Source organism: Candidatus Kapaibacterium sp., from assembly GCA_023957315.1.
Classification (GTDB): Bacteria; Bacteroidota; Ignavibacteria; order Kapaibacteriales; family UBA2268; genus PGYU01.
In genome coordinates this window covers 1-26,073 of the sequence record JAMLHE010000007.1, presented here as the reverse complement: position 1 = coordinate 26,073, position 26,073 = coordinate 1, and the positions used below count along the sequence as shown (strand labels likewise).

General features: G+C 38.8%; 27 protein-coding genes. 20 read left to right on the top strand and 7 right to left on the bottom strand.

What is annotated here, in order from left to right:
* Nucleotides 1-125 precede the first annotated feature (125 nt).
* The 3 genes from M9949_08885 to M9949_08875 are packed head-to-tail and all read left to right on the top strand — an operon-like array spanning nucleotide 126 to nucleotide 5,297.
* Nucleotides 126-2,504, top strand: a complete 2,379-nt coding sequence (locus tag M9949_08885; protein ID MCO5251521.1) for a GAF domain-containing protein — start codon at nucleotides 126-128, stop codon at nucleotides 2,502-2,504.
* 15 nt (nucleotides 2,505-2,519) lie between these two features.
* On the top strand, nucleotides 2,520-4,649 hold the full coding sequence (gene rnr, locus M9949_08880) for a ribonuclease R (protein MCO5251520.1): 2,130 nt from the start codon (nucleotides 2,520-2,522) through the stop codon (nucleotides 4,647-4,649).
* A 6-nt stretch (nucleotides 4,650-4,655) separates the two neighbouring features.
* Nucleotides 4,656-5,297, top strand: a complete 642-nt coding sequence (locus M9949_08875; GenBank protein ID MCO5251519.1) for a riboflavin synthase — start codon at nucleotides 4,656-4,658, stop codon at nucleotides 5,295-5,297.
* Between the two features lies 1 nt (nucleotide 5,298).
* Here the strand turns inward: M9949_08875 and M9949_08870 are convergent, their stop codons facing one another.
* From M9949_08870 to M9949_08840, 7 genes are all read right to left on the bottom strand, one after another.
* The gene (locus tag M9949_08870) at nucleotides 5,299-6,855 is read right to left on the bottom strand and encodes a DUF1501 domain-containing protein (GenBank protein ID MCO5251518.1); all 1,557 of its coding nucleotides are present in this window, start codon (nucleotides 6,853-6,855) and stop codon (nucleotides 5,299-5,301) included.
* An 8-nt stretch (nucleotides 6,856-6,863) separates the two neighbouring features.
* A complete protein-coding gene (locus M9949_08865; GenBank protein MCO5251517.1) occupies nucleotides 6,864-8,531 on the bottom strand; it encodes a DUF1800 domain-containing protein in 1,668 nt (555 codons plus the stop codon).
* 85 nt (nucleotides 8,532-8,616) lie between these two features.
* Nucleotides 8,617-8,931 carry a cupin domain-containing protein gene (locus M9949_08860; GenBank protein ID MCO5251516.1) on the bottom strand — a complete coding sequence of 105 codons (315 nt, stop codon included), beginning with the start codon at nucleotides 8,929-8,931 and terminating at the stop codon, nucleotides 8,617-8,619.
* Entirely contained in the window at nucleotides 8,924-9,235 is a 312-nt protein-coding gene (locus M9949_08855; protein ID MCO5251515.1) for an acetyl-CoA carboxylase biotin carboxyl carrier protein subunit, read from the bottom strand. The genes M9949_08860 and M9949_08855 overlap by 8 nt, the downstream gene beginning before the upstream one ends.
* Before the next feature lie 10 nt (nucleotides 9,236-9,245).
* Entirely contained in the window at nucleotides 9,246-10,787 is a 1,542-nt protein-coding gene (locus tag M9949_08850; GenBank protein MCO5251514.1) for an acyl-CoA carboxylase subunit beta, read from the bottom strand.
* Between the two features lie 46 nt (nucleotides 10,788-10,833).
* Complete coding sequence (gene buk, locus M9949_08845; GenBank protein MCO5251513.1) at nucleotides 10,834-11,904, bottom strand: butyrate kinase; 1,071 nt, start codon at nucleotides 11,902-11,904, stop codon at nucleotides 10,834-10,836.
* Between the two features lie 26 nt (nucleotides 11,905-11,930).
* Nucleotides 11,931-12,827 (bottom strand): bifunctional enoyl-CoA hydratase/phosphate acetyltransferase, encoded by an 897-nt coding sequence (locus M9949_08840; protein MCO5251512.1) that lies wholly within the window; start codon nucleotides 12,825-12,827, stop codon nucleotides 11,931-11,933.
* A gap of 158 nt (nucleotides 12,828-12,985) precedes the next feature.
* Between M9949_08840 and M9949_08835 the strand changes: the two genes are divergently transcribed.
* The 17 genes from M9949_08835 (at nucleotide 12,986) to M9949_08755 (ending at nucleotide 25,921) form a co-directional block, all read left to right on the top strand.
* Nucleotides 12,986-13,789 (top strand): uracil-DNA glycosylase, encoded by an 804-nt coding sequence (locus M9949_08835; protein MCO5251511.1) that lies wholly within the window; start codon nucleotides 12,986-12,988, stop codon nucleotides 13,787-13,789.
* Nucleotides 13,790-14,818: a D-alanine--D-alanine ligase gene (locus tag M9949_08830; protein MCO5251510.1), complete on the top strand. Its 1,029-nt coding sequence runs from the start codon at nucleotides 13,790-13,792 to the stop codon at nucleotides 14,816-14,818.
* 3 nt (nucleotides 14,819-14,821) lie between these two features.
* On the top strand, nucleotides 14,822-15,814 hold the full coding sequence (locus M9949_08825) for an adenosine kinase (GenBank protein MCO5251509.1): 993 nt from the start codon (nucleotides 14,822-14,824) through the stop codon (nucleotides 15,812-15,814).
* 13 nt (nucleotides 15,815-15,827) lie between these two features.
* A complete protein-coding gene (locus tag M9949_08820) occupies nucleotides 15,828-17,180 on the top strand; it encodes a hypothetical protein (protein MCO5251508.1) in 1,353 nt (450 codons plus the stop codon).
* A gap of 180 nt (nucleotides 17,181-17,360) precedes the next feature.
* Nucleotides 17,361-17,552 carry an AtpZ/AtpI family protein gene (locus M9949_08815; GenBank protein MCO5251507.1) on the top strand — a complete coding sequence of 64 codons (192 nt, stop codon included), beginning with the start codon at nucleotides 17,361-17,363 and terminating at the stop codon, nucleotides 17,550-17,552.
* Nucleotides 17,549-17,845, top strand: coding sequence for a hypothetical protein (locus M9949_08810; protein ID MCO5251506.1), 297 nt, complete (start codon nucleotides 17,549-17,551; stop codon nucleotides 17,843-17,845). The genes M9949_08815 and M9949_08810 overlap by 4 nt, the downstream gene beginning before the upstream one ends.
* A gap of 22 nt (nucleotides 17,846-17,867) precedes the next feature.
* Nucleotides 17,868-18,932, top strand: coding sequence for a F0F1 ATP synthase subunit A (gene atpB, locus M9949_08805; protein MCO5251505.1), 1,065 nt, complete (start codon nucleotides 17,868-17,870; stop codon nucleotides 18,930-18,932).
* Between the two features lie 47 nt (nucleotides 18,933-18,979).
* On the top strand, nucleotides 18,980-19,207 hold the full coding sequence (atpE, locus tag M9949_08800) for an ATP synthase F0 subunit C (protein MCO5251504.1): 228 nt from the start codon (nucleotides 18,980-18,982) through the stop codon (nucleotides 19,205-19,207).
* Between the two features lie 107 nt (nucleotides 19,208-19,314).
* Nucleotides 19,315-19,809: a F0F1 ATP synthase subunit B gene (atpF, locus tag M9949_08795; protein ID MCO5251503.1), complete on the top strand. Its 495-nt coding sequence runs from the start codon at nucleotides 19,315-19,317 to the stop codon at nucleotides 19,807-19,809.
* Nucleotides 19,810-19,811: 2 nt separating this feature from the next.
* Entirely contained in the window at nucleotides 19,812-20,369 is a 558-nt protein-coding gene (gene atpH, locus M9949_08790) for an ATP synthase F1 subunit delta (GenBank protein ID MCO5251502.1), read from the top strand.
* 29 nt (nucleotides 20,370-20,398) lie between these two features.
* Nucleotides 20,399-21,955 (top strand): F0F1 ATP synthase subunit alpha, encoded by a 1,557-nt coding sequence (gene atpA / locus M9949_08785; protein ID MCO5251501.1) that lies wholly within the window; start codon nucleotides 20,399-20,401, stop codon nucleotides 21,953-21,955.
* Nucleotide 21,956: 1 nt separating this feature from the next.
* The gene (gene rfaD / locus M9949_08780) at nucleotides 21,957-22,922 is read left to right on the top strand and encodes an ADP-glyceromanno-heptose 6-epimerase (GenBank protein MCO5251500.1); all 966 of its coding nucleotides are present in this window, start codon (nucleotides 21,957-21,959) and stop codon (nucleotides 22,920-22,922) included.
* 21 nt (nucleotides 22,923-22,943) lie between these two features.
* Nucleotides 22,944-23,828 carry an ATP synthase F1 subunit gamma gene (atpG, locus tag M9949_08775; GenBank protein ID MCO5251499.1) on the top strand — a complete coding sequence of 295 codons (885 nt, stop codon included), beginning with the start codon at nucleotides 22,944-22,946 and terminating at the stop codon, nucleotides 23,826-23,828.
* A gap of 214 nt (nucleotides 23,829-24,042) precedes the next feature.
* Nucleotides 24,043-24,507, top strand: coding sequence for a hypothetical protein (locus tag M9949_08770; protein MCO5251498.1), 465 nt, complete (start codon nucleotides 24,043-24,045; stop codon nucleotides 24,505-24,507).
* Between the two features lie 305 nt (nucleotides 24,508-24,812).
* Nucleotides 24,813-25,091 carry a nucleotidyltransferase domain-containing protein gene (locus tag M9949_08765; protein MCO5251497.1) on the top strand — a complete coding sequence of 93 codons (279 nt, stop codon included), beginning with the start codon at nucleotides 24,813-24,815 and terminating at the stop codon, nucleotides 25,089-25,091.
* The gene (locus M9949_08760) at nucleotides 25,081-25,419 is read left to right on the top strand and encodes a DUF86 domain-containing protein (protein ID MCO5251496.1); all 339 of its coding nucleotides are present in this window, start codon (nucleotides 25,081-25,083) and stop codon (nucleotides 25,417-25,419) included. Before M9949_08765 ends, M9949_08760 begins: the two co-directional genes overlap by 11 nt.
* Nucleotides 25,420-25,504: 85 nt before the next feature.
* Entirely contained in the window at nucleotides 25,505-25,921 is a 417-nt protein-coding gene (locus tag M9949_08755) for a c-type cytochrome (GenBank protein MCO5251495.1), read from the top strand.
* Nucleotides 25,922-26,073 lie beyond the last annotated feature (152 nt).

Here is a 26,073-nt window from a genome sequence, read left to right as displayed (position 1 = left end):
CTTTAAACATGTTTTTGCTATTTGGCAAAAATTGCTTATCTTAGAGAATATGGTATGGTATATTTTATCATATCATATTTTTTTTTCAGGGGGTTTGCAATTTCTAATACATTTATGATAATAAAATGAGCAAGAGAAAGTCCAATTTTAAGGAAATTATTTCGCCGATTGATGTAATACCTGTAATTGTAGTTCTAATCGGTTTGGTGATAGCAATTTTTTTCGAGGACAGTGCAGTGCGACTTATCGGCGTCAGTGTGGCAGTACTCGGTGCGGTAGCGTTATTCATGCTGATTTCGCAACGTAATTCTGATGTTGTCCGAAATCCATTTCCAAAAGCCTCAGAGGGACACGATTTTGAGGTAACTACAACAAAAGATTATACCGGTACTCGGCGTACGGTAGAAAATTTTGAGGAATCATTTGGCAAAGACGATGAATTCCCGATGGCTGAAAAAGCCTACATGAAATTCGATTCTGAAACTGATAAAACTAAAGAGAAATCAAATCGAGAGAACTCCAAAGTCGCATCAAAATCATATGCAGCTGATACTCGCTCTTCGGGATTTTCGTATAACGAAAGCACTTCCGGTATGCGTATTGTAGGTATTACAAAACGTACTCATACTGCGGTTTCGACAACTCCCGAAGAAATGGCAAAAAATACTGAATTAGAAGAAAAGATATTGATTAAAGACAAAATAAATTCTGAAAACACATATACAAATATTGCTGAAGAGATTGAACATTACGATGAAAATGAACAAATTCATCAAGATGAAAATGAACAAATTCATCAAGATGAAAATGAACCGGAAGCTAAAAAAACAATGACAAGTGAGGAGTACGATGAACTTGAGGAAATTTATGATGTTCAAGATATAGAGCCAATAGTTGAAGAGCTTGCCGGACCGGTTGAGACACATGAAAAAGTTATCGAAGAGCAACCCAAGATACCAACTAATCAAGAGCCGAAAAGATTCACAGAGAAGAAAATTGACATACCAATTTCGGTATTTACTGAAACAGACCAAATACTCGGGGATGAGCCTCGCAAAGAATTTGAATACTTTTTGTCTCGAATTTTAATAATAATACGCTCAATAACCGATTCGCGTACAGCTTTGTTTTTGCTTGCCGATTACGATAACAACGAATTTATTTTGGAAGCTTTTGCTACTAATAAACCGGAATTACTTTCAGGTAAAAAACGGATTCCGATTTCATCCGATATATTGAGCCAAATCTTGGAAAATGCAAAGCCTGAAATATTGACTGATATTAATCCATCTGCCGAACTTGATTTGATTCCTTATTACAACCAATATTCTCAGATGATGTCCTTTGTTGGTGTGCCTGTGTTTTGGGGCGAGCATCCTGTTGGTGTTCTTTGTGCCGATTCCTCTTCAAACGATGCTTACAGCTCGTCAACAGTTGCATTCTTGGGGCATTTTACCAAGCTAATTTCTGCACTTGTCAAAAGCTATACGCAAAAATATGATTTATTGCAAGCATCGAAAACCTTGGAAGCAGTCAATTTGTTCAATTATATTGCTACTTCGAGCAAAGACGGTACAGAAAATTTGGCTGAAATTATTGTTGATTCGGTATCGAGATTATTTGATTATCAAACCACAGGCGTAATAGGTTTCAATTCCGAAAAGCAAATTTGGGAACTTAAAGCAGTCAAATCGGCTTTCAACTATTCCGCAGGTCAGGAAATAACATTCGAAGATTCAATCGTGGGCAATACAATTACCTCTTGCAAAACTTCCAGACATACTGCAAAAGATATTCGCGGTGTCAGGCATACAAAGTTTGAACCAAAATTGGAATCGGGCGAATTTATCAGTATTCCGCTTCGTTCAGCAACCGGCGTCTATGGAGCAATGTTTGTTGAAAATGTGTCACCTAACAATTTATCAGATTTCGATATAACTATCTTGGAAATTTTGGGGATTCATGCCGGAAATGCTATCGAACGAATGCACCTAATGGAAAGCCTGAATAGTTCGCAACTGCTAAACAATGAATCAGGTTTGCTCAACCCTACGGCGTTTTATAAGCGAATTGAAGAAGAAATGGACAGAAGCCGAGATATGAACACAGATTTGACATTATGTATATTTAAAATTGACCGATATGCAGCGCTCGACCCCGAAAAACATTGGGACCGCTACGAATTCGCTCAAATGATGGTAATTGAAAAAGTGAAGAAATATCTCAAACATTATGAAAAATTCGGACATATTGATGAGTCAACTTATGGTGTACTTTTCGTTGCCAAAGAATCAAATCAAGTCAAATTAATTGCTGAACGTGCCAGAGCAGAAATCGCAAACACGGTATTGAACGTTGACGGAAGCAAATTTAGCGTTACTTTAAGCATAGGTATTGCAGGGCTATCAAGCTCCGACCACGATATATCATCGTTTATCAATAACGCAGGTAGTGCATTAAACAAAGCTCTCGAACGTACTAATAATGTGCACTTGTTTTACTAATTCCCTTAAACGTATATGAAACGCGAAAAATTAACAACTCAACTTCTCGATTTGATTCTAAATTCTGAAGTTCCATTGAGGCTTTTGGATATTTCAAAATCACTCGGTATCAAATCTGATACTGAAGATTATGCTATATTGCAAAGTTCTCTCGAGCATCTTATCGGAACAGGTGTAATCGAAAAGACCGCTAAACGCAGATATATTTTCAAGCAAAATGATTCCGACTCGACGATTACAGGTACCATTAGAATTGAAAATGATAAGGGAGTTATTGAGACACAACTATCATTTGCACCGAAAGTCAGCATTCAAACTCGAAATTTGAACACAGCGCTTCACGGCGATACAGTTGTAGTGCAACTTCATGCACAAAAAAAGGGCAAAAAAGCTCGCGGTGAAGTCACAAAAATTATCGAACGAAATAAAACAGCAATCGTCGGAACGATAGATTATAACGGCTACTACTACTTCCTCATACCTGACGAAGCACATTATTATGTTGATTTTCTGATTCCGGAAACAAAACTCAAAGGTGCAAAACTCGGCGATAAAGTCAAAACAAGCCTTTTGCATTGGGATGACCCACTTCAGTCTCCAACCGCCGAAGTAAAAGAAATCATCGGCAAATCGGGCGTTCCGGTTGTAGAATTTGATTCTATAATTCGCGAATTTGAATTGCCCACGGAATTTCCCGATGGCGTAATGAAAGAACTTGCGGCTGTAGTCCCGGATATTAAACGAAAACCACCCGGCAGAATGGATTTGCGAAATAAGCTGATTATAACAATTGACCCATTCGATGCAAAAGATTTTGACGACGCATTGTCATTAGATATGCTCCCAAACGGCAACTACAAGCTTGGAGTGCATATTGCCGACGTTAGCCATTATGTCCCGGAAAATAGCGAAACTGATATTGAAGCACGTTATCGCGGCAATAGTGTTTATCTTGTGGATAGAGTGGTCCCTATGTTACCCGAATTATTATCGAATGAAATTTGCTCTCTGAATCCAAATGTCCCTCGCCTTACATTTTCGGTTTTTATGGAAATTGATATGAAGGGCAATGTAGTTGATTACGAAATTGCGGAATCAATTATCAAAAGCAAGAGACGCTACAACTACGATGAAGTATTGGATATTATCGAATCCAAAAATGGTGATAATGCACAATTGATATTGCTACTTCATGATTTAGCCGAAAGGCTCAAGTATAACAGGTTCCGTAACGGTGGAATCAATTTCGATACTACCGAATTCAAATTCATTCTCGACGAAAACAAGCAACCGGTCGAAGTTTTGCTCAAAAAGACAACAAAAGCGACTTCGCTTGTCGAGGAATGTATGCTACTGGCAAATCAAACAGTAACGCTGCATATCAAAAAATTGCGTAAAGAATATTACATGGAATTGCCGTTTTTGTACCGAGTTCATGAAGAACCGGACCCGAAACGAATCACCGAAGTTTTGGAATTCATAGCTTCTTTGGGTCACAAAACCAAAAAGAAGAAAATTACATCTTCGGATATCAATAAAATTCTGGAAAGTTTCGATGGCAAGCCCGAAGAACGAGTTGTGAACCAAGTTTTGATACGCTCTATGGCAAAAGCGATTTATACTGATAAAAATGTTGGTCACTACGGACTCGGATTTACGGATTATTCGCATTTCACATCACCTATTAGGCGTTATCCCGATTTAATCGTTCATAGGTTACTTAAGGAATATGCAAAAGGCAAACCGTCTCCCGACAGATTAGTTTTTCTGAAAATGTTTGTCAAAGATTGCGGATTTCATACTTCAAGCACCGAAAGAACCGCTATGGAAGCTGAACGCGCGTCAATCAAATTGACTCATGCCGTAATGTCCGAAAAGCATATCGGAAGTTCATTTAACGGTACAATAACGGGTGTCACCGGATTTGGATTATTTGTCCAAATGGATGATATATGGGCAGAAGGATTGCTTCATATTCGTGATATTAACGATGATTACTACGTTTTTGAAGAAGCGAGATATAGATTAGTCGGCAAGCGAACCAAAAAAATCTTTGGTCTCGGGATGAGAGTGAGAGTGAAAATTATCAAAGTCAATATCAATAAACGAAATATTGACCTTGCTTATGTTGATAGTATCGAATAGGCACGCATGTTTACAGGATTAATCGAAGAAATCGGAACTATAGATTCGGTCAAAAACATTGGCGGCGGCAAGCATTTCATAATTGCTGCCAAGAAAATTATGGACGATTTGAAAATTGATGACTCAGTTTCAATCAATGGAGTTTGCCAAACTGTAGTTTCTCTGACCGATAAAACATTTGAAGTAACAGCAGTCGAAGAAACTTTGCGAAAGTCAACTTTGGGACATTTCAAAAATGGCGACAAAGTCAATTTGGAGCGTGCTGCCGCTGTCGGCGACAGGCTCGGAGGGCATATAGTCCAAGGGCATGTGGATTGTGTTGCATATATCAAATCCATCGAAAAAGAGCAAACCGGAATTCTCGTCTGGGTCGAATATCCCCGAGAGTATTATAAATACGTCGTAATTCACGGCTCGATAGCGATTGAAGGTGTAAGTCTGACAGTTGCGAGAGAGAACAATTCCGCTTTTATGGTTTCCGTTATCCCGCATACATGGGATGTTACTACATTGCGAACTTTGAAACCCGGTCAAAAAATTAACATAGAATTCGATATTTTGGGTAAATATATCGAAAAAATGATGAAACGCGAAGGAAACTACACCCCGAGCGGATTAGAAAAATTCATTGACCAACCGGATTGGTAAATTAAATTTTCATCAATTTAATAGTTCCAAATTTTTTACCATTTGAAATTTTGACAATGTATGTTCCACTTGGGAATTGCGATAAATCTAACTCAATAGCATTTCCGTTAATTATATTTATATTCGATTCAAAAAGTAATCTGCCTGTATAATCCAAAATGCTGCATTTTGCGGCACTTGTACCGTCGAAAGTATGATTGATGAAGGCTCTGTTGACGACCGGATTTGGATAAACCGATAAATGGGCTTGTGGCAAATTCGATTCCCCAACACTCGATGAAGACCTGATTAGTTGCATATAATCAAATTTGCCGAGCATGATTTTTTCCAATTTATCTTGCGGAACTTCAAACCAATCCATAAGCAACGAATAATACACAGACCTGAAATCAAATTGATAATCCAGATTATCTCGGACGGTAACTTCATCCGGTATATATGGATTACTTCCGTGTATAACGGGATTGACCATCGAACCGAACAAAAACATTGGCGCCGACGTTCCATGGTCAGTTCCAAAACTTGCATTCGCAAGAATTCGTCTGCCGAACTCGGAAAATGTCATGCCAACTACTCTATCTTCTAAGCCATGAAGTTTCAAATCTTGCTGGAATGCACCTACTGCTTCAGCAACACTTTGCAATAAAGTAGCATGAAGACCAAAAAGAGGATTTCCACTCAGGACTTGGTCTGAGTGAGTATCAAAACCGCCCAAACTTACAACATAAACTTTAGTTTTCAGACCACCGGCGATAAGTCTGGCAACTGTTTTGAGCTGTTCAGATAATTGATTTTGTGCAGCGTCGGGATACTCTGCCAAATTTGTTGATTTTTCCAAAGCACCTTTGAGCGTTTCTGCATAGTTGTTGGTTTGGCTGATAATAGATTTGATATATTTCAATTCCAATCCGGCGCGAATATCAAGTTCACTATCATAAGGAATGTCATTCAAATCGTAGAATTGCCCATTTGGAGTTAATGCCATTCCCATGGAAGCGACGTGCCCTTGGCAAGTCTCCGAAACCACACCGCCAATTGTAATTGACAATGGGTCGGTGAAATCTTGATTTGGGTAATTAGCCGGGAAATCGGGATGATATTCCGAAAGATAACGCCCAAGCCATCCTGTTGTTACAACTTTATCCGAATCCGATGCCGAAGTCCAAATATCTGTAGAGCGAAAATGTGAAAAATTGGGGTTAGGATAGCCAACTGATTGAACAATCTCCAATTTGGCGTCATCATGTAAATTCTTCAAGCCCTGCAAAGATGGGTGCAAGCCTACTACGTCATTAATTTTGAGAACATCTTTTTCGGGAATAATTACTTGTCCTCTAAATTTGGAAAGTAAGTCGTATCTATCAATAGGGATTACGGTATTAAGCCCATCATTACCACCCACAAGGTTAATCAAAACCAATATTCGGTCATTTTCTTGCCCTAAAAATCCCATTAATTCATTAAATGGGCTCGACATCAAATTAACAGGCATCCCATTTATCATAATAGGTAAAGTAGAAGCTGCCAAACTCGTTTTGATGAAATCTCTTCTTTTCATTTTCACTCCTACATTAAATGATAATCAGCTGATGATAAAATACTTCTAAATAATAATTTGAGCCGATACAAAATTGCATTCTTAACTTCCTTGTTATCCGGATTATCAACCATATACAACCAAAAGGAAGTCCATTCATAATCGGGATTAGTCTGCAAAACTACTTCGGAGAAGTAATCCATCATACTTTGATTTTGAATTATATTCTCAGCCAATACATCAGGCAGAAGGAAATTAAGAGCGTCTTTAATTAGTTCGAGATGTTTTTCGGGTTGGCTGAAATTTGCTACCACTTTAAATAAATCTGCTTGAAGAGTGAATTCTGCTTGTTTCAAACCATTTAAAATAAAAACATCACTTAAAAAGGTTCGATACTGAATTGAAACTGAACTCGCCCACGACCTATAGAATGATGGTTCTTGATGATATGCGGGCCATCCGGCAACACTCGGCGGATTACTGAGGAACATTCCTTGGACAAAAGCTTGATAAAATCCAAAATTGAATAAATGCGTGTGGCGCTTTTCATAGTCTTGAATATCAGGAAATTCAGTATCGAAATTTTTATACATACCAATAAGAAAATCAAAAGGATTTTTAATCATTACTGCTCTATTTTGCATATCGTAAAAATGTGCACTTTCAAATAGAGCTTTCAAAACGGGTTTGATTTCATAGTTATTTTCGATTAGTAGCTTAGCTAATGGTTGGATAACATTTTTTTCAGTTTCTTCTGAAATTTCATAATAAACGAACCATTTGTAGATTGCTCGAGTTAAATTCAGAGCTGTTTCAAATTTGGCAAAAATCATCGAGATTAAGGTCTTATATTCATTCGCTCCTTCATTGCTAATCTCTGCGAAATCAAATGCTTTAGAAAATTTCTTGATTCCTGCGTCATGTCTCTTAGGTAAGAAAAAAGCAATAGCATTGGCTTTGTTTGCCCGCCAACCTGTTAGTACACGGGAGGCTTCGAGGACATCTTCCTCAGTATAAGTTGTGTAATCACCCGGAGCAATATTTGGTCCCTTGCCGATTGTAAATAATTCGAACAACTCTCGGGCATAATTTTCATTCGGACTGCCCAATATGTTTGTATCTCCGTTCAAATATAGCAGCATCGCAGGACTAATGGTCATTTCTTCGGTGAAAGTTTGGATATTGCCGAGAGAATTTTTACGAATTAATTCTAAATATTTGTACATGATTTTTGAATCAGATACAATTAAAGATTCTGTGACATAATGGTTATGCCAAAACAACATCAATTTCTCGGTAATTGAAAGGTTTTGGGCTAACATATTCCCAACCCACCATGAAAGTAAACTCTGCAATTTATTTCCATCGAACATGGGATCGTAGCCTGTGTTTATCCATGTTTCACCATAAGCAATGCCGGATTCGTCTTTAAAGGGATATTTTGGCAAGTCGGGTTCAGGAGCAGGTTCTAATAATTTGGCAACTGCATCCTCCATGCTCATAGCAGATAAAGTGTCCAAATCGGACTTATTATATCCGAAAAGTGTTCTTTTCGCTAAATGCGCTGCTTCGGCTCGGCTCCAAATTCCTTCATACTTTTCTAAACCGCCGCTGGGTTCTTCGAGAAATTGTTCAGAACGCTTGCTTGCAACTGTAGCGTTTCCTACAAAACCGGATAAAAAGTCCCTTCTTTTCATAATTTTTCAGAAAATAATGAATAATCATATTCTAATAACACTTAAATTACGAAAAAGTTTAATATTGACAAAATTTTATTTTTGTTTAATAAAACACTGCAAGCCAAATAGTTTTTTCCGTTGGGGAAGTTTCGGCTACACGATGCTTTTTGTGGGATGGAATTAATAAATAATCTCCGGTTTTCAAATCAATCATCTCGTCTTCAAATTCGATTTTTGCCGAGCCTTGAAGCAAAATCACCCATTCATTTTCGTCTTGGTCATACCAAAATCCATCAGGCGAGTTGTTGCAGCTTGAAATAATTCGTTCGATTCTGACATTCGGAGAACGGACGAGTATTTCGATTATCTCGTCCGTTGATTGGGGTAAATTTGAAAATATATTTTCAATGCTATTCATATTCGATGAGTAATTCGTTTTTGGCAACTGTTTTGTTTATTTCAACATGGATTTTCAGGATTTTGCCTTGGATGCCTGATTTGATAAGATTCTTCATTTTCATGGCTTCGAGTACAAGCAGATCCTGTCCGATTTCGACCAATTGCCCGGGTTTGACATAAATTTCCCGAATTGTCCCGGGAATAAAAGCATTAATCAATTTATGATTTTGTGGTACATAACGCTTTCTCGTGACAAATTTTTTGGTTAATTTTGTCTCGTAATAAGTGTCGTCAATGTTTAAGTCATATAAATCATTATTCATTTCAATCTCCTTAAAATGGTGGGATGCCGTGCTTCTTGGTGGGTCTGGCTTCCTGTTTGTTGGTGGAAATATGTAATGAATGAAGTACGTAATCACGCATTTCGTCCGGTACGATTACAGCATCAATATAGCCTGCGGCAGCTGCATTGAAAGGATTCGCAAATTTTTCGATATATTCGTCAACTTTTTCTTTGCGAGTTCTGTCGGGGTCGTCCGATTCGGTGATTTCTTTTTTGAAAATAATGTTTGCTGCACCTTCCGGACCCATTACGGCGATTTCAGCTTGGGGAAGTGCAAACACGAAATCTGCACCAAGATGGCGCGAGCACATTGCAATATAACCACCGCCATAGGCTTTGCGGAGTATAATAGTGATTTTTGGCACAGATGCTTCGCTGTAAGCGTATAGTATCTTTGCACCATGTCGAATGACACCTGCATGTTCTTGGTCAATGCCGGGCAAATACCCTGGCAAATCCACGAGCGTGAGCAACGGAATATTGAAGGCATTGCAAAATCTTATAAATCTGGCAGCTTTGTCCGATGAATCAACGTCTAACACACCTGCCAAAACCAAGGGCTGATTGCCAATAATGCCAACTGTTTCGCCATTGAATCGAGCAAAGCCGATTACGATATTTGCAGCCCATAATTCCTGAACTTCGAGAAAGTCCGAATCATCTGCGATTCCTTTAATAACATCACGAATATCATAAGGTTTTGTCGGTTCTTTGGGTATGATGTCATTGATGTTCATATTGATTTTTGGTGGCTTTGCAGGGAATTTCTCAGGCTTTTTGGTACTATTCCAAGGAATAAATGTGACGAGTTTTTTGATTTGCTCAAAACATGCAAGCTCCGAATCCGCAAAGAAATGTGCATTGCCTGTAATTTCGGCATGAACTCTTGCACCGCCCAAATCTTCCATGCTGATTTCTTCACCAAGCACGGTTTTGATAACCTCAGGACCGGTAATGAACATCTTCGAAATTTTATCAACGACGAAAACGAAATCGGTCAAAGCGGGAGAATACACTGCTCCACCTGCACATGGACCCAAAATAACTGAAATTTGCGGAATAAAACCCGAAGCCAAAGTATTGCGATAGAAAATTTCGCCGTATCCGGCAAGAGAGTTAACGCCTTCTTGGATTCTTGCACCACCGGAATCATTGATACCAATTAGCGGAATACCTAATTTTATGGAATGGTCCATGATTTTTGTGATTTTCCGAGCATGAGCCAACCCAAGGGAGCCACCTGCAACAGTAAAATCTTGAGCATAGATACAAACCGGATAGCCCATAATAGTTCCTGTGCCTGTCAGAACACCATCACGTGGCAGATACTTTTTGTCCATTCCGAAATCTTCGGATTTGTGCTCGACAAAAAGGTCATATTCGTGAAAAGAACCATCATCCAAAATCGCTTCTATTCTTTCCCGAGCCGTCAATTTGCCCATTTTGGCTTGTTTTAGCTTACCTTCTTTAGCGGGCTCGTCAATTTTTTTCTTTCTTGAAAAAAAATCTATTATTTTTGTAGCGAGAGACATTTTTAACACCTCAACATTTAATTAAACAAATGCCGTCAATACGGCTTTAAATATACTCCTTGATTTCAATTTCGCCATTAAGGGCGAAAAATACACCTTCGGCTAAGGCTTGCAATTCATCTTCGCCGGGATAAATGAAAACGGGAGCTAAAAATGCAACTCTTTTGCGAATCCACTTCGTGAGCAATTCCGAATAAGCTACTCCGCCTGTGAGAATAATCGCATCAATTTTACCTTCGAGTACAGTAGCAAGTGAGCCGATTTCCTTAGAAATTTGGTATGCCATCGCCAAGTAAACCATTTTTGCTTGTTGGTCGCCTTTTTCGATTTTTTCCTCCACTTCCATGCAATTGTTTGTGCCAAGATAGGACACGATGCCGCCTTGCCCGGTAATCATCTTTTTAACTTGGTGCAATTGATATTTGCCGGAAAAGCAAATCTTAGTAAGTGCGCCTATAGGAAGGCTGCCCGCTCTTTCGGGCGAGAATGGTCCTTCGCCATCGAGACCATTGTTCACATCAATTACACGTCCGTTCTTGTGAGCACCAACGGTTATACCACCACCGAGATGAACTACAATTAAGTTGTAGTCCTCGTATTTTTTCCCGCGTTCGCGAGCAAAACGTCTTGCAACTGCTTTTTGGTTCAAAGCATGAAAGATGCTCACTCTCGGCATTTCGGGTCGCCCTGAATAGCGAGCAATATCATCCAATTCATCAACAACTACCGGGTCCACAATGAAGGAATTCGTTTGTTTGCCGACAGTTCGGGCTAATTCATAAGCTAAAATTCCACCTAAATTGGAAGCGTGCTCGCCGAGAATACCCTTTTTCAAATCTTCCAATAGCGCTGCGCTCGTGCGATAAACGCCGCCGGGAATTGGTTTGACTAATCCACCGCGACCCACAAAGGCTTCAATTTCCCGAATATCAATATTATTTTCTTTCAATGCCTCGATAATCACATTTTTGCGAAAGTCATATTGGTCAATGATAGATGGGAAAACATCCAAATCTTCGACACTATGACGCAAAGTTTTATCGAATAATAAGTTTAAATCTTCGTAAACACCGATTTTCGTTGAAGTCGAACCGGGGTTAATAGCAAGTAATTTCATGATTCATTTTCCTGTTGGATAAAATTTTAATAACATGCTGCTAAAGCGATTGACATAAGCTTGCTCTTGTCCGAATCCGAACGCGACGTAAGCACGACCGGCACAGACGCACCGAGAATAATAGCAGCAACCGTTGCATTAGCAAAATATGTTAATGATTTGTATAATACATTTGCGACTTCGATATTTGGAGCAAAAAGTAAGTCAGCATCGCCTGCGACTTCGCTTTCGATTCCCTTATGTTCAGCTGATAGCTTAGAAATAGCATTGTCCAAAGCTAAAGGACCGTCTATGATACATCCTTTGATTTGATTTCTGCGATTCATCTGTGTTAATGCGGCTGCTTCCATAGTTGAAGGCATTTTGGGATTGACACCTTCAATCGCAGCCAGACATGCCACTTTTGGACGCTCATAGCCGAGATGTTTGAACATATCGAGTGAATTTTTCAATATAGCAATTTTTTCGTTGAAATCGGGAGCGATATTTTGTGCGGCATCGGTCAGAGCAATGATTTTATGATAAGTCGGGACTTCGAAAAATCCGATATGAGATAATAAGTCTCCTTTTCGCAAACCGCTGTCTTTCTGTAGAATAGCCCTCAAAAAATCGGCAGTACCAACCAATCCCTTCATCAAAATCTGAGCGTGCCCGTCAATTATTTGTTTGACTGCAATTTGAGCCGAAGTTGCGGGATTACTTTCTTCGATTAGTTCAAATTTTGAAATATCAAAATCAATTTTTGCAGCAATAGCATCTATTTTAGATTTGTTTCCAACGAAGATTGGCTCAATTATATCATTTGAAACTGCGTCTTTGACTGCACCTAATACGTGTTCATCTTCTGCAGCAGCTACTACAAGATTCTTCTTGACTTTACTTTTGGCTATATCAACAAAGCTATTTAATGACTTAATCTCCATGGCTTTTCTCCATTTAATTTACATTTTGTTCACATTAAACAATACTAAATACAAAAATAATATCATTTTATGAATAAACCGTGTTTTTGATTCCGATTTATTGTCTAAATTTAAGTCGTTCATTTTTCTTACTTTTGTATAGTTGACAGGTAGCATATATGAAATCAAACATAAAAAACGGACTTATCGAGTATATGAAATTCAATGCCGAACTATACGGCAACGGATTATTGCTTGATAATAAGGTTGGAATTGAATTCAAAATGCCTGAAACTAAGATAGCACAAAAGGAAATTTTGACAGTGGAAGAAATAATCAAACCGAAAACACAAAGTATTTCGCCGCCACAAGCGACTGAAAGCAAGCTGAGCATTTCAAGCAAATGGAAATTCGCTTCTACATTGGACGAGCTTGATTCGCAAATCAACACATGCGTAGAGTGTCCGCTTGGGGCAACGCGAATCAAATTTGTATTCGGCACGGGCAATCCCAATGCTGATATAATGGTGATTGGCGAAGCTCCCGGAGCAGATGAAGACGAACAAGGCAAGCCATTTGTAGGGCGTGCGGGGCAATTGCTGACAAAAATACTCGAATCAATCAATTTGAGTCGCGAGGAAGTCTTTATAGCAAATATCATCAAATGTCGCCCTCCGGGCAATCGCAGACCGGTCAAAGAGGAAGTTGACAAATGCGAACAATATTTGAAGAAGCAAATTGATTTGATAAAACCTGCTTTCATACTTTCGTTGGGACTGACTTCGGTTGATACATTGCTCAAAAAAACGCATAAGATGTCCGAAATTCGTGGAAAAGTGATGGATTATCACCACATTAAAATGCTCACAACATATCATCCTGCGGCATTGCTCAGAAATCCGAATTGGAAACAATTCGTATGGGATGATGTACGATTCTTAAGAAAATTATATGACGAATATTTACTAAATTCTGGAAAATAAATGAAAATAGCTGTTGTTTATGGTGGAATCTCAACTGAAAGAAATGTTGCAATCACGGGTGGTAAAGCCGTTATCGAGGCATTACGTTCTTTAAATTACGAAGTTGTGCCCGTTGACCCGGCTTATGGTGCTGATTTTTTAGCTCGGAGTGAAGAACAAATCGCCGATATTGAAAAATTTCATGATATTGAAGACCTCAAGCAATTCGAAACACGTGCATATATAGATTGTATAGGGTCCGATGTATTCGATACAATTGATGTTGCATTCATAGTATTACACGGAAAATATGGCGAAGACGGGCTAATTCAATCGCTGCTCGAATTACGCGGTATTCCCTATACCGGGAGCAAAGTCAAAGCGAGTGCCCTTTCGAGCGATAAAGCATCCTCGAAAATGATGTTTTCCTCCGCAGGTGTTCTTACTCCGCAATGGGAAATGGTTCATAAAAAAGATATTGATAATTTGGAAGTTTATAAAGATTTGCGTTCATCATTGGGCAAAGAATTAGTCATCAAACCCAACGACCAAGGCTCAACAATTGGGCTGACAATAATTGACAATGGCAATCTGGACGATATTCACAATGCAATTGTCTTAGCTTCTAAATATTCAGACCCGGTGATGGTCGAAAAATATATTGAAGGACGTGAGTTAACAGTAGGGATAATTGGTGACGAAGTGTTGCCAATAATTGAAATTATAACACACGACGGATTTTATGACTATGAACACAAATATACAAAAGGTAAAACCGAATATATTTGTCCTGCTGATTTGACTGATGACATCGCCGAATTCACTTCGACAATGGCATCAATTGTATATAATGTATTGGGATGTGAAGGATTTGCGCGAGTTGATTTCCGATTGGACGACGAAGGTCAGCCATGGTGTTTGGAATTAAATACTATACCGGGCTTTACGTCTAAAAGTTTAGTACCAATGGCTGCAAAGGAAATCGGTATAGAATTCCCTGAACTCTGCGAAAAAATCGTAAATTTAGCATTAAATAAGGAAAAAGATTAAAAGATGAAAGATATTCAACTTCTCGGGCTTGGTAATGGATTAGTGGATTTGCAATATGAACTTAGTGATGCTGAATTTGCAAAACTTGGGCTTCGACGGGGCGAAATGCGACTTGTCGAAGATGATATCCAATCTGAAATTTTAAAATCATTGGCAGGCAAAGCTATGAATCGCTGTAGTGGCGGTTCGGCTGCTAATACTATTATAGCATTTAGTCAGCTTGGTGGAAAAGCGGCATATAAGACTGTTGTGGGTGATGATGAATTTGGGCTTTTTTACGCACAAGAATTTAAGAAATTAGGCATAATATTAAGTGCTCAAACTATTCCCAAGAAAGCTACCGGAACATGTGTTGTGCTCATAACTCCCGATTCGGAGCGGACAATGCACACATCTCTTGCAGCTACTGCATTATTCACAGAAAAAAATATTGATGAAGAATTGATTAAGCGCGCCGAATGGCTTTATATCGAAGGGTATAAATTTTCTAACCCATCAGGCACAAAAGCCGTTTTCAAAGCTATGGAATATGCAAGGCTTCATCATACAAAAGTTGCCGTTACTTTTTCGGATACATTCATAACCGATAATTTCAAAGCGAATTTAGACCGAGTTGTCAATGATAGCGAATTAGTCTTTTGTAACGAAGCCGAAGCCTTATCATTTACAGGCAAATCAACCATAGATGAAGCAATGGACTTTTTTGCGGATAGAAGCCAAAATGTAGTCATCACTATGGGGGCTCAGGGTAGCCAAATCTTGTGGAATCGCAAAAAGCAACATATTGATGCTTATCCTGCTAAACTGGTAGATACCACAGGTGCAGGAGATGTATTTGCAGGAGCATTTATGTATGGTTTGATTGATACAAATTCATTGAGAATTGCAGGTAGATTAGCTTCATCAGCCGGAGCAAAAGTGGTATCGCAACTTGGAGCAAGAATTGCCTCAGGACTAACTGAAATAAAGACTTCAATTTATAATTTAAATAAATAATGGTATGCAATTGATGAAAGTTAACAGTATAGCAAAGTATTTTTTAATTTTTATTGCACTTTTCTTGTTTGGCTCATCTATATCATATAGCCAATCAGGTCTTAAATTTTCTGAACTTGCCCAACGATTGGAGCCATATTTTGATAGGCTACTAATTGATGACGTTTATAAGCAATTGCCCCAAGGCGTTGATTATTTTATTTGGGGCTATGATGTTGGCGATTTCTCGGGCGATGACCATTCTGACCTTGGGATTACTCTAAGACTTGCCGGAGATAGGTCGCGAAACATGCAAGTTTATCTTTTTGTGGATATTGACGGCTTTCTACGAAAAGTAGCCCACCATACATATCAATTTGTCGAATTACCGCTCGAAATTGGAGTTGTAATAAGAAATAATATTTGCTTTGTTACCAAAAAATTTGAAGAAAATCACTGGAAAATGGACGGCTATACTTATGATAACGGCTCAATTTTGCTAAGTGAGGTTTTCAATACAGGTCGAGTCGGCGATTTGACTCATGAAAGTGTCCGAAACTACAAGACATTGCGCGGCAGTGAAAAATATATTAATACTCGAAGCGGAAAAGAGCTGTTTTACAGAGATTTCTTGAGCATACCGACTTACAGACGCGGCAGAACTGTTTACAAAGGTTATTTCGGGGACACTTTTGCAAATTATACCGATTTCGTTCACGAAGGTGCATATGATTGGAAAGGCGAGAAGGATTGCTCATTCAGAGTTACTTCCGCATTTGATGATGATTATTTGTATTTTACTGTGGAAATCATTGACGATGTTGTAGTAACCCAAAGCTGCGACACTTGCATTACCGATTATTTAGACATTTGGTTTGACATCAATCCAAACCCTAGCTATGATAGATTCACCGAACGAAACGGAAAAAAAGTAGATTTCCGGACAAAATCAACCAAAGGTTTGTACCGAGTAAGCATATTCCCTGGAAATTTCTTGGATAAAGAACCTTATGTAAAAGTTTCGACAAATGATGAATTGACTGAAATCCAGAAAGCAGACTCGAAATTGATAAAAGCAGTTGCAAATTATTTGGACGACAGTTTAGGCTACGTGCTCAAATTTAGAATACCCTTCACTTTGTTTGGCTATGAAGGCAATCCACTTGATGAAGATTTTTACGAAATCGGATGCACATTTGTCGTCATAGACTATGACAATGAATATCGCCCGGAAGAGAAAACGGAAATTGCTACTTCTGCTTTCATTCCTTATGACCCATCAACTTACGGTTCTCTAATTTTGATTCCCGATGGCAAATGGTATGGTCAATCCGAAAATATTTTCACCGAAGATGTAATTAAAAACTTGTTTGAATACGGCTTTTAGATACGACAATGTCATATTAAAATAAATTCATGACAAAATATCTTGTTAGTCTTGTATAAAAGTCTTATTTTTGAACTTTAATATTTTCGGAAATTTGAAATAAAAAATGACAGAAATTCATCAAAACCAAGAAATTGGTCGCAATCAGGAAGGTACATTACTATTGGTCTGGAGACCTTCTTGCCTGCTGCATTTGGTGTGTTGATTGGTCATTATTGGATAGACCAAAAGTACGGAACAACCCCTTTGTGGACTCTTGTGCTTGGTTTGTTTGGTTTCATAGTCAGTATGTACAAGTTGTTCAAAACTGTCGCAATGATAAATTCCGAAGGTAAAAGAAGTAAAGAAATTAAGGACAAGAAAACTCTTTGACATTATTAGCTATACTTACGTCAGTCGTCATTAATGCAATCGGGGCTTTTATAGTAATCAAAAGGCTCGAAAAAATTATGGAGAAGCAGAATTGGAAGGATTTTGTCAGTAAATTTTTTGGAATGCTGGCAATCAAATTCTTGGTTTCGGTAGTTATTGTTGTAGCTATTATAATGTTCAGTGGTTTCGACCAAGTAGTTTTCGCAATTAGTTTTGTAGCGTCTCATTTTCTGGCTTTGTTGGTTGAAATATTATATATCAACAAACGTTATAGCGTGATAAAATTCAAATGAATGATAAACAAAGGATTTTTGCATGAGTCAAAATAATTCCAACACAAAGTTGGATTTGATAGATACTAAAATTTCAACGGACGAATTAGAAATTCATGAACACGTTCATTCACATTCCGACACAACACACGGGCATGGAGAGCAAGAAGATTCGATTTTCATGCAATTGTTGGGAAAATTAAACGACCACGATGCTCTATACTTTGGAGCATACAAAATCACCGACCTCCCCAAAATTTACATAGACAACGGTTTTCATTTCTTTAAAAATACTGATGCCGTCAAAGAATCAGGATTATATACAGTGACCGAGCACAAAGGTCACAAATCAATAGTTAATAAGGAAACCGGTCTTGCACCTGCTTTGGATTTATCCATTACCAACTTTGTAGTTTTCCAATGGCTTGCAATTCTTATTTGTGTTGCAGTATTCCGCAAAGCATTTGTAGGATACAAGAAGCGTCCGGGCAAAGCACCCTCAGGGTTTCAAAATGCAGTCGAATCGATTGTAGTATATGTACGCGACCAAATGGTTCGCCCAAACATACCTTCGGTAGCAGTGGCGGATTTCTTACTCCCCTATTTCTTAGCCGTATTTTTCTTCATTTGGACGATGAATTTGATGGGATTAATCCCGGGAGGTCATACAGCGACAGGTGCAATTGCAACCACAGCAGGTTTGGCTATAATCTCATTCCTCGTAATCAATATAACAGCAATGAAAGTTTCGGGTGTTGGGGCATGGTTCAAACATTTACTCGGCGGAGCTCCCTGGTGGTTAGCCTTCATAATGGTTCCTATCGAAGTAGTTGGTATGTTCATCAAGCCGTTCGCTCTCACAATACGTCTTTTTGCAAATATGACCGCGGGACACGTGATTTTGCTCTCGTTATTAGGGATTTTATTCTTTTTCAAGACATTGGCACTTTCGCCGGCAATCACAGCTTTTTCACTGTTCATTTACGCCCTCGAGTTGTTGGTAGCAACAATCCAAGCCTATTTGTTCACAATGTTGACGGCAATATTTGTAGGTTTAGCAATTGGTGACCATGCTCACGAGCATGGAAACGAAAGTCATGCACATTAATTTAAATTTATTTGATATATCATTCTAACAAAAATTGGAGATTTGAAATGGACGCAAATTCATTAGCATTTTTAGCCGCCGGACTTGGAGCAGGCTTGACAGTAATCGGCGCCGGTATGGGCATCGGTAAATTGGCTTCATCAGCCTTAGAAGCATCGGGCAGACAACCCGAAGCTGCAGGTGATATCAGAACTACCATGATTATTGCCGCCGCTCTTATCGAAGGTATCGCGATGTTCGCTGCCGTTATTTGCTTATTGCTTGCAATTAAGTAATAACGATTGAATTTTTTCGAGTTGGAGCGGAATATTAAAGTATTCCGTTCCACACTCTTTTTTAGAATATGTATCATTTTTATTATTTAATTCATTATTGAGGAAATATGGATTCCATTTTAAATATACCTCACGGTTTAGTTTTCTGGACTGTTATCAACTTTGGTATTTTCTTGTTTTTGCTTATCAAATTTGGTGGCAAAGGCATTGTCAATGCTATTAATGCAAGAGAACAATCAATCCAACATGCGATAGATAGCGCCGATGCAGCCAATAAAAATGCAATGAAATTGCTCGTTGAAAGCCAAGAAAAGTTAGATAATACTCAAGCTCAAGTAGCAGAAATGATGGCAAAAGGCAGAGAACAAGCCGATTTGCATATCAAAAAAGCTACCGAAGAGGCTGAAGCTGTCAAAAAATCAAAAATTCAAGATGCTCTGAAAGAAATTGAAAGAACTAAGGAAGCGGCTCTTGTGCAATTACGCTCCGAAGTTGCCGACCTTGTTGTTCAAGCTACCGAGCAGATTTTGATGGAAAAATTGGACGGTGCAAAAGACAAAAAGCTAATTAATGATTTCATTGATAAATTGCCGAATAATTAATCATGGTTGAACAAAAAGTTTCCAGCAGATATGCCAAAGCATTATACGGAATCGCTGTTCAATTCGATTCGGTAGAAAAAGTTTATGCCGATATGTTGAATGTTCAGCGAACAATTTCATCTAATTCGGAATTATTGAGCTTTATCAAAAGTCCGGTAATCAATCATCGCAAAAAAGAAGCAATTTTTGATGAAATATTTACGAACCAAATTGGTGAAACTACCTTAGAATTCATCAAACTTTTGGCTCACAAGCAACGTGAATGGCTAATTCTTAGCATAATCAGACAATTTGAGATAATTTACAATCGTGAAAATAATATTGTCGAAGCAACTATCACTACTGCCCGTGAAATGGACGAAGCTACCAAGGCAAATGTATTGGCAGCGCTTACCAAATCTACCGCGAAGAAAATAAAACCGACATTCGTAATCAATCCGTCTATCAAAGGTGGAATAATGGTGCGAATCGCCGACAAAGTATTTGATGCTTCGATTAGCAATAAATTAGAAAATTTACGAGTTAGACTAAAAGAAACTCTTGATGTTGAAATCAATTAAAAAATTAAAATTATTATAAAGGTTTTACAATGGCAGATGTTCGTCCGGATGAAATATCAGCAATATTAAGACGACAGTTATCAGGATTCGAAAACGAAACCGATATCTACGAAGTCGGGACGGTGCTTCAAATTGGTGACGGTGTAGCTCGCGTTTACGGATTGAGAAACGTAATGGCGGCTGAACTTGTCGAATTTCCGAATGATGTGTACGGAATGGTACTAAATTTGGAAGAAGACAACGTCGGCGTCATATTATTTGGTGATGACAATTTAGTAAAAGAAGGTGATACTGTTCGCCGTACAAATCGTGTGGCATCAGTGCCAATCGGTACAGAATTATTGGGCAGAGTGGTCAATCCGCTCGGCATTCCCATTGATGGCAAAGGTCCTATTGATACAAATCAATTTTACCCGATTGAAAGAAAAGCTCTGGGTGTAATGTTTCGTCAACCCGTAAATGTTCCGCTTCAGACAGGTATCAAGGCTATTGACGCATTGATTCCAATTGGTAGAGGTCAACGTGAGTTGATAATTGGTGACCGCCAAACAGGCAAGACAATTGTGGCACTCGACACAATCATCAGCCAAAAATATACTCACTCCGAAGACGCCAAAGCACGCGGTATCAAACCGGTTTACTGTATTTACGTAGCAATTGGTCAAAAAGGTTCTACAGTTGCAAACGTATTATCGTATCTCGAAGAATACGGAGCGATGGAATATACTATCATCGTAACTGCGAATGCCTCCGACCCCGCACCACTTCAGTTCATCGCACCTTTCTGCGGATGCTCGATGGGTGAATATTTCCGCGATAACGGAATGGATGCACTTATCGTATATGATGACTTGTCGAAACAAGCTGCGGCTTATCGCCAAGTTTCATTGCTACTCAGACGCCCACCGGGACGCGAAGCATATCCGGGTGACGTGTTCTATCTCCATAGCCGTTTGTTAGAGCGTGCTGCAAAATTACACGACAGTAAAGGTGGCGGTTCGTTGACTGCATTGCCGGTTATCGAAACTCAAGCAGGCGACGTCTCGGCATATATCCCGACGAACGTGATTTCAATCACCGACGGTCAGATTTATCTCGAACCAAACTTGTTCAACGCGGGCGTTCGTCCTGCATTGAACGTTGGTATCTCGGTATCTCGTGTGGGCGGTGCCGCTCAAATTAAAGCAATGAAAAAGATTGCAGGTCCCTTGAAACTCGAATTAGCGATGTTCCGTGAATTGGAAGCATTTGCAAAATTCGGTTCGGATTTGGACAAATCAACTCAAGCGAAATTGAAACGCGGTGGATTGTTGACAGAAATTTTGAAACAACCACAGTTCCACCCAATACCGGTCGAAAAGCAAATTGTGTTGATTTATGCAGCTACAAACAGCTTCTTGGACGATATTCCTTTGCATGAAATCAAACGTTACGAAAAAGAATACTACGAGTATTTTGATAATTTACACGCAGATTTGTTAGTAGAAATTTTGGACAAAAACGAACTTACCGACGATATTAAGAAGCGTCTTAACGATTTGATTAAGAGCTTCAATTCGACTTTTATGAAAAGTTTGAAAAAATAATATGTTAGTCCTTACAGGCGGAGCCGGTTTCATAGGTTCATGTTTTTTGAGAAAACTTAACGATGAGGGTATCAAAGATATCCTCGTCGTTGATAATTTGGGAACCCATGAAAAATGGAAAAACTTGTTGGGCAAAAAGTTCAAGTATTATTACAACAAGGATGAATTTCGCGAAAAACTAAAGCAAAGGGAATTTGCCGCAGGAATTAACGCAATTATTCATTTCGGAGCATGCTCGTCCACTACGGAAACTGATGCCGAATATTTATTGGATAATAATTTGGCTTACAGCATTGACCTTGCCGAGTACGCTGACCGAAATCATATAAAGTTCATTTACGCAAGTAGTGCTGCAACTTATGGTGACGGAAGTTTGGGTTATTCTGATAAGAATTTTGACGGACTTATGCCTTTGAATTGCTACGGATTTTCCAAACAACTCTTTGATAATTGGGTAATTGATTCGGGATTGGACAAAACTTTCACGGGAATTAAATTTTTCAACGTGTTTGGTCCGAACGAATATCATAAAGCCGGAATGGCAAGTATGGTATTCAAATCATATAAGCAAATCAAAGAGACCGGAAAAGTTAGCTTGTTCAAGTCGAACACGTCCGAATTTGGCGACGGCGGTCAAAAACGCGACTTCATTTATGTAATGGATGTAGTCGAAGTGGTTTGGAAAATGTTCCTTGACAGCAGTTTTTCGGGCATTTACAATTTGGGAACGGGTCAATCTCGCAGTTGGAATGATTTGGCAAATGCAGTTTTTGCATCTTTGGGAATTAAGCCCGACATCGAATACGTTGATATGCCGGAATCAATTGCCAATCAGTACCAAAATTATACTGAAGCAGACATGAGCAAATTAGCTGAATCGGGATTGAAATACAAGTTCAGAACACTCGAGGAAAGCGTTGCGGATTACGTGAACGCTTACTTGGAAAAAAATCAAAAAATATATTAAGCAAAATAACGACGAAAGAATATGGCTACATTAAGAGATATAAGACAACGGATTCAAGGTGTAAAAAGTACATCGAAAATCACTTCGGCGATGAAAATGGTTGCAACTGCAAAATTGAAGCGTGCCCAAACGTCAATTGAATCGGCTCGCCCCTATTTTCGCAAAATTGACTTCATATTGTCCAATCTTGTCTCCTCGCTATCGGATGATTACACGCATCCTTTGCTCAGAAAAACGACCGAAGTCAAGAATATCGCTCTCGTCGTTGTGACTTCCGACCGTGGACTATGTGGTAGTTTCAACACCAATTTGCTCAAAGAAGCCGTTCGCCATTCCGAAGAATTGAAAATGCAATATCCCGGAGCGGTCATCCATTTTGTAGCAATCGGCAAAAAAGGCATATCATTTCTCAAAAAACGCAACTACAACGTAATAGCCGAATTTCAGGGGATTTTTGCTCAATTAAATTTCGAACACACACGACAAATTGTGGATGTATTCGCAGGAAAATTTATCGAAGGGCAATATGACAAAGTCGTCGTCGTGACAAATGAATTTATCAACGTCATGAGGCAAGCACCGTCAATCAGAAACGTGTTGCCAATCGAAAATATCGAGCAAACGACACAGTCCAATACATCAGTTGATTACATTTTCGAGCCATCGAAAGAGGCAATTATAGATGATTTGCTGCCAAAGCTTGTGGACATCAAAATTTGGAGCGCCCTGCTCGAATCCAACGCCGCAGAGCAAGCCGCCCGCAGAATAGCAATGGACAATGCGACACGCAACGCCAAGGAATTGATTACATTCCTCGAGTTGCAATACAACAAAGCCCGCCAAGCCGACATCACAAAAGAAATGCTCGAAATCATCGGTGGTGCCGACGCTCTCAAGAGTGCCTAAACACTAAGAAAATAAATATCAAGAAAGCTGCTCGAATGGGCAGCTTTTTTTTTTTGTCCTGTCAGTTGTTACAACTGACAGCCTCAAGAAGGGGAACAAGACATTTTGTAATTTGAATTTGATGCTATTCGTTTTTTTTATATGTTTGCAAAATAGTAATTGGATAAAAATTCAAACTAAATATGCAAATTAGGTCGAAAATATGAAGATGAAAATGTATATCGTATTAGCTATAATATTGAGTGGCATTATGAATTCATGCACAGGAATTCGTGGGATTGATGACTTATATTGGAAGTTAACTCCAACATATAGAAAGTTTAAAGCTGAGACTAAAAAGGAAAGAGAATTTGTACAAAAAATCATTGACAATCCTAATCAAATAGTTGAAATATTTGAAAACAGCGATTATTATAATCCTGAATATTTTGATAGAACTTTCCCGGAATTTTATACTGGACCAATTCATTTTATACAAAAGGTAAAAAATCTTGAAATCTCAGATTTCTATAAAAGTGGATTTCCTTATCGTTATAATCACCTTGCTAAAGATATGTTTTCGATTGATGTGAAACGAAAGTGTCATTCCGTCGATGACTATGATCAATATATCAGTTTTGATTTCGCGACCATTCATGGCAAAGTGCTTCTGATAGATATTGCACATTTTAATGGTTAATCATAAAATATAAACGACGGTTTCAAGATTACCCTCCCACACCATATCGCCCCCTCATCAGCCCCTCACGAGAGCGGCACTGAGAGCTTCTCAAGAGGTGGTTAGCGGGTGTTACATCCAAAGAAGGCAATGAAACGGTTACAAATTGTAACCGGTTGAAAATGGCTGCCGAAGATGGCAAAATGCGAATGACAGATGTAGCTGATACAGCGATTTAGAAATATTTTTATATATTGCACGTTGAGATTTGAGAGAATAAATATATATGTAAAATGAATAAAGAAATTTTAAATAAGGTAAGTAAGTTGAAGAAGCAGCTGTTGGCTGAGGGCTTTGTGATAGAAGGGGTCTTTGGCTCTTTCAGACGAGACGAATCCGACACAAACAGCGACATTGACATTTTGTATGATTTGGACAATGTTTTTAGGGATAAGTATAAAGGTTTTAAAGCTGTCGCACGTTTAGATGCAATCCAAGAATACATTTCCTTAATTCTCGGCATTCAAGCTGATTTGGTACAAAAGAAATATCTCGGGACAGTTTCTGCAAAGTACATTTTGCCCGAGGTTTACTATGTTGACTGATAAAGACAAGGCTCTGTTAGAATTTACAATGCAAATGATAGAAGAAGCAGAGAAAGTAATCGAAAGATACGGTAGTGCGTATTCTGCTTTAAACGATTTTGAAGGTAAAAACGCAATTTTGTTTAATCTTTTGCAAATTGGAGAAAAACTAAACAAAATTGAAACTCAAAGCATTAGAGAAGTATTGCCCATCAAAGAATCATATTCTATAAGAAACCGGATTACTCACGACTATGACGGCATTGATTTGATGATAGTCGATGAGATTTTAGTTTACGAATTCCCGGAATTGAAGAAAGCGATAGCCGAAATATTAGTAAAATCCTAAGTAGTTAAAACCCACATTCATATCAGATTTTATAGTCTTATCTAAAGCACTTATATTTGACTTTTTAACTAAGTGCTGAGTGAATATGAAAAATCTATTTAAAATTTTAGCCTCTTTAGCTATTGTAAGCTTTGTTATTTCATGTGGCAGCGATGCTCCTGACGCCGACCCGATGGAAAACAAGGGTATCGGTCCGATATCATCAGTTACATTGGGCGACATCAATCCCGCGATGGCAGCCGAAGGCGAGAAGACATTCAAGCAAGTTTGCCAAATGTGCCACAAGTTAGACGCTGACCATATCGGTCCGGCACTGAGAGGCATTACAAACCGACGCTCCCCCGAATGGATTATGAACTTGGTCATGAATACATCGGAGATGCTTCAGAAAGACCCGATTGCAATCGAATTAAAGCGAAAAAGAGCCGCTACTATGGCAGTTGGCGATTTGGCGGAAAGTGACGTCCGCAATCTGCTCGAATATTTGCGGACGCAAGAGTAAGGTAGCTCATTATTTTATAGTTCCGTCAGGTGTAACGCCTGACGGGACAGAAACATAGGAGGCTGTCTCACAAGGGCAGCCTCTTTGGCTTTCAATAAGGTGATAAAATGGGACTAATTGTTATAATAAGTATTCTAAATTTAATAATTGAC

What these genes read in the sequence shown, in the direction of transcription:
- M9949_08870 (MCO5251518.1), bottom strand. Translation starts at nt 6,855, where the DNA reads ATGAAAAGAAGAGATTTCATCAAAACGAGTTTGGCAGCTTCTACTTTA.
- buk (MCO5251513.1), bottom strand. Translation starts at nt 11,904, where the DNA reads ATGAAATTACTTGCTATTAACCCCGGTTCGACTTCAACGAAAATCGGT.
- M9949_08855 (MCO5251515.1), bottom strand. Translation starts at nt 9,235, where the DNA reads ATGAATAATGATTTATATGACTTAAACATTGACGACACTTATTACGAG.
- M9949_08770 (MCO5251498.1), top strand. Translation starts at nt 24,043, where the DNA reads ATGTATATCGTATTAGCTATAATATTGAGTGGCATTATGAATTCATGC.
- M9949_08860 (MCO5251516.1), bottom strand. Translation starts at nt 8,931, where the DNA reads ATGAATAGCATTGAAAATATATTTTCAAATTTACCCCAATCAACGGAC.
- M9949_08865 (MCO5251517.1), bottom strand. Translation starts at nt 8,531, where the DNA reads ATGAAAAGAAGGGACTTTTTATCCGGTTTTGTAGGAAACGCTACAGTT.
- M9949_08760 (MCO5251496.1), top strand. Translation starts at nt 25,081, where the DNA reads ATGTTGACTGATAAAGACAAGGCTCTGTTAGAATTTACAATGCAAATG.
- M9949_08850 (MCO5251514.1), bottom strand. Translation starts at nt 10,787, where the DNA reads ATGTCTCTCGCTACAAAAATAATAGATTTTTTTTCAAGAAAGAAAAAA.
- M9949_08840 (MCO5251512.1), bottom strand. Translation starts at nt 12,827, where the DNA reads ATGGAGATTAAGTCATTAAATAGCTTTGTTGATATAGCCAAAAGTAAA.
- atpB (MCO5251505.1), top strand. Translation starts at nt 17,868, where the DNA reads ATGAGTCAAAATAATTCCAACACAAAGTTGGATTTGATAGATACTAAA.
- atpG (MCO5251499.1), top strand. Translation starts at nt 22,944, where the DNA reads ATGGCTACATTAAGAGATATAAGACAACGGATTCAAGGTGTAAAAAGT.
- M9949_08830 (MCO5251510.1), top strand. Translation starts at nt 13,790, where the DNA reads ATGAAAATAGCTGTTGTTTATGGTGGAATCTCAACTGAAAGAAATGTT.
- M9949_08755 (MCO5251495.1), top strand. Translation starts at nt 25,505, where the DNA reads ATGAAAAATCTATTTAAAATTTTAGCCTCTTTAGCTATTGTAAGCTTT.
- rnr (MCO5251520.1), top strand. Translation starts at nt 2,520, where the DNA reads ATGAAACGCGAAAAATTAACAACTCAACTTCTCGATTTGATTCTAAAT.
- M9949_08885 (MCO5251521.1), top strand. Translation starts at nt 126, where the DNA reads ATGAGCAAGAGAAAGTCCAATTTTAAGGAAATTATTTCGCCGATTGAT.
- rfaD (MCO5251500.1), top strand. Translation starts at nt 21,957, where the DNA reads ATGTTAGTCCTTACAGGCGGAGCCGGTTTCATAGGTTCATGTTTTTTG.
- atpA (MCO5251501.1), top strand. Translation starts at nt 20,399, where the DNA reads ATGGCAGATGTTCGTCCGGATGAAATATCAGCAATATTAAGACGACAG.
- atpH (MCO5251502.1), top strand. Translation starts at nt 19,812, where the DNA reads ATGGTTGAACAAAAAGTTTCCAGCAGATATGCCAAAGCATTATACGGA.
- M9949_08825 (MCO5251509.1), top strand. Translation starts at nt 14,822, where the DNA reads ATGAAAGATATTCAACTTCTCGGGCTTGGTAATGGATTAGTGGATTTG.
- M9949_08835 (MCO5251511.1), top strand. Translation starts at nt 12,986, where the DNA reads ATGAAATCAAACATAAAAAACGGACTTATCGAGTATATGAAATTCAAT.
- M9949_08875 (MCO5251519.1), top strand. Translation starts at nt 4,656, where the DNA reads ATGTTTACAGGATTAATCGAAGAAATCGGAACTATAGATTCGGTCAAA.
- atpF (MCO5251503.1), top strand. Translation starts at nt 19,315, where the DNA reads ATGGATTCCATTTTAAATATACCTCACGGTTTAGTTTTCTGGACTGTT.
- M9949_08820 (MCO5251508.1), top strand. Translation starts at nt 15,828, where the DNA reads ATGAAAGTTAACAGTATAGCAAAGTATTTTTTAATTTTTATTGCACTT.
- atpE (MCO5251504.1), top strand. Translation starts at nt 18,980, where the DNA reads ATGGACGCAAATTCATTAGCATTTTTAGCCGCCGGACTTGGAGCAGGC.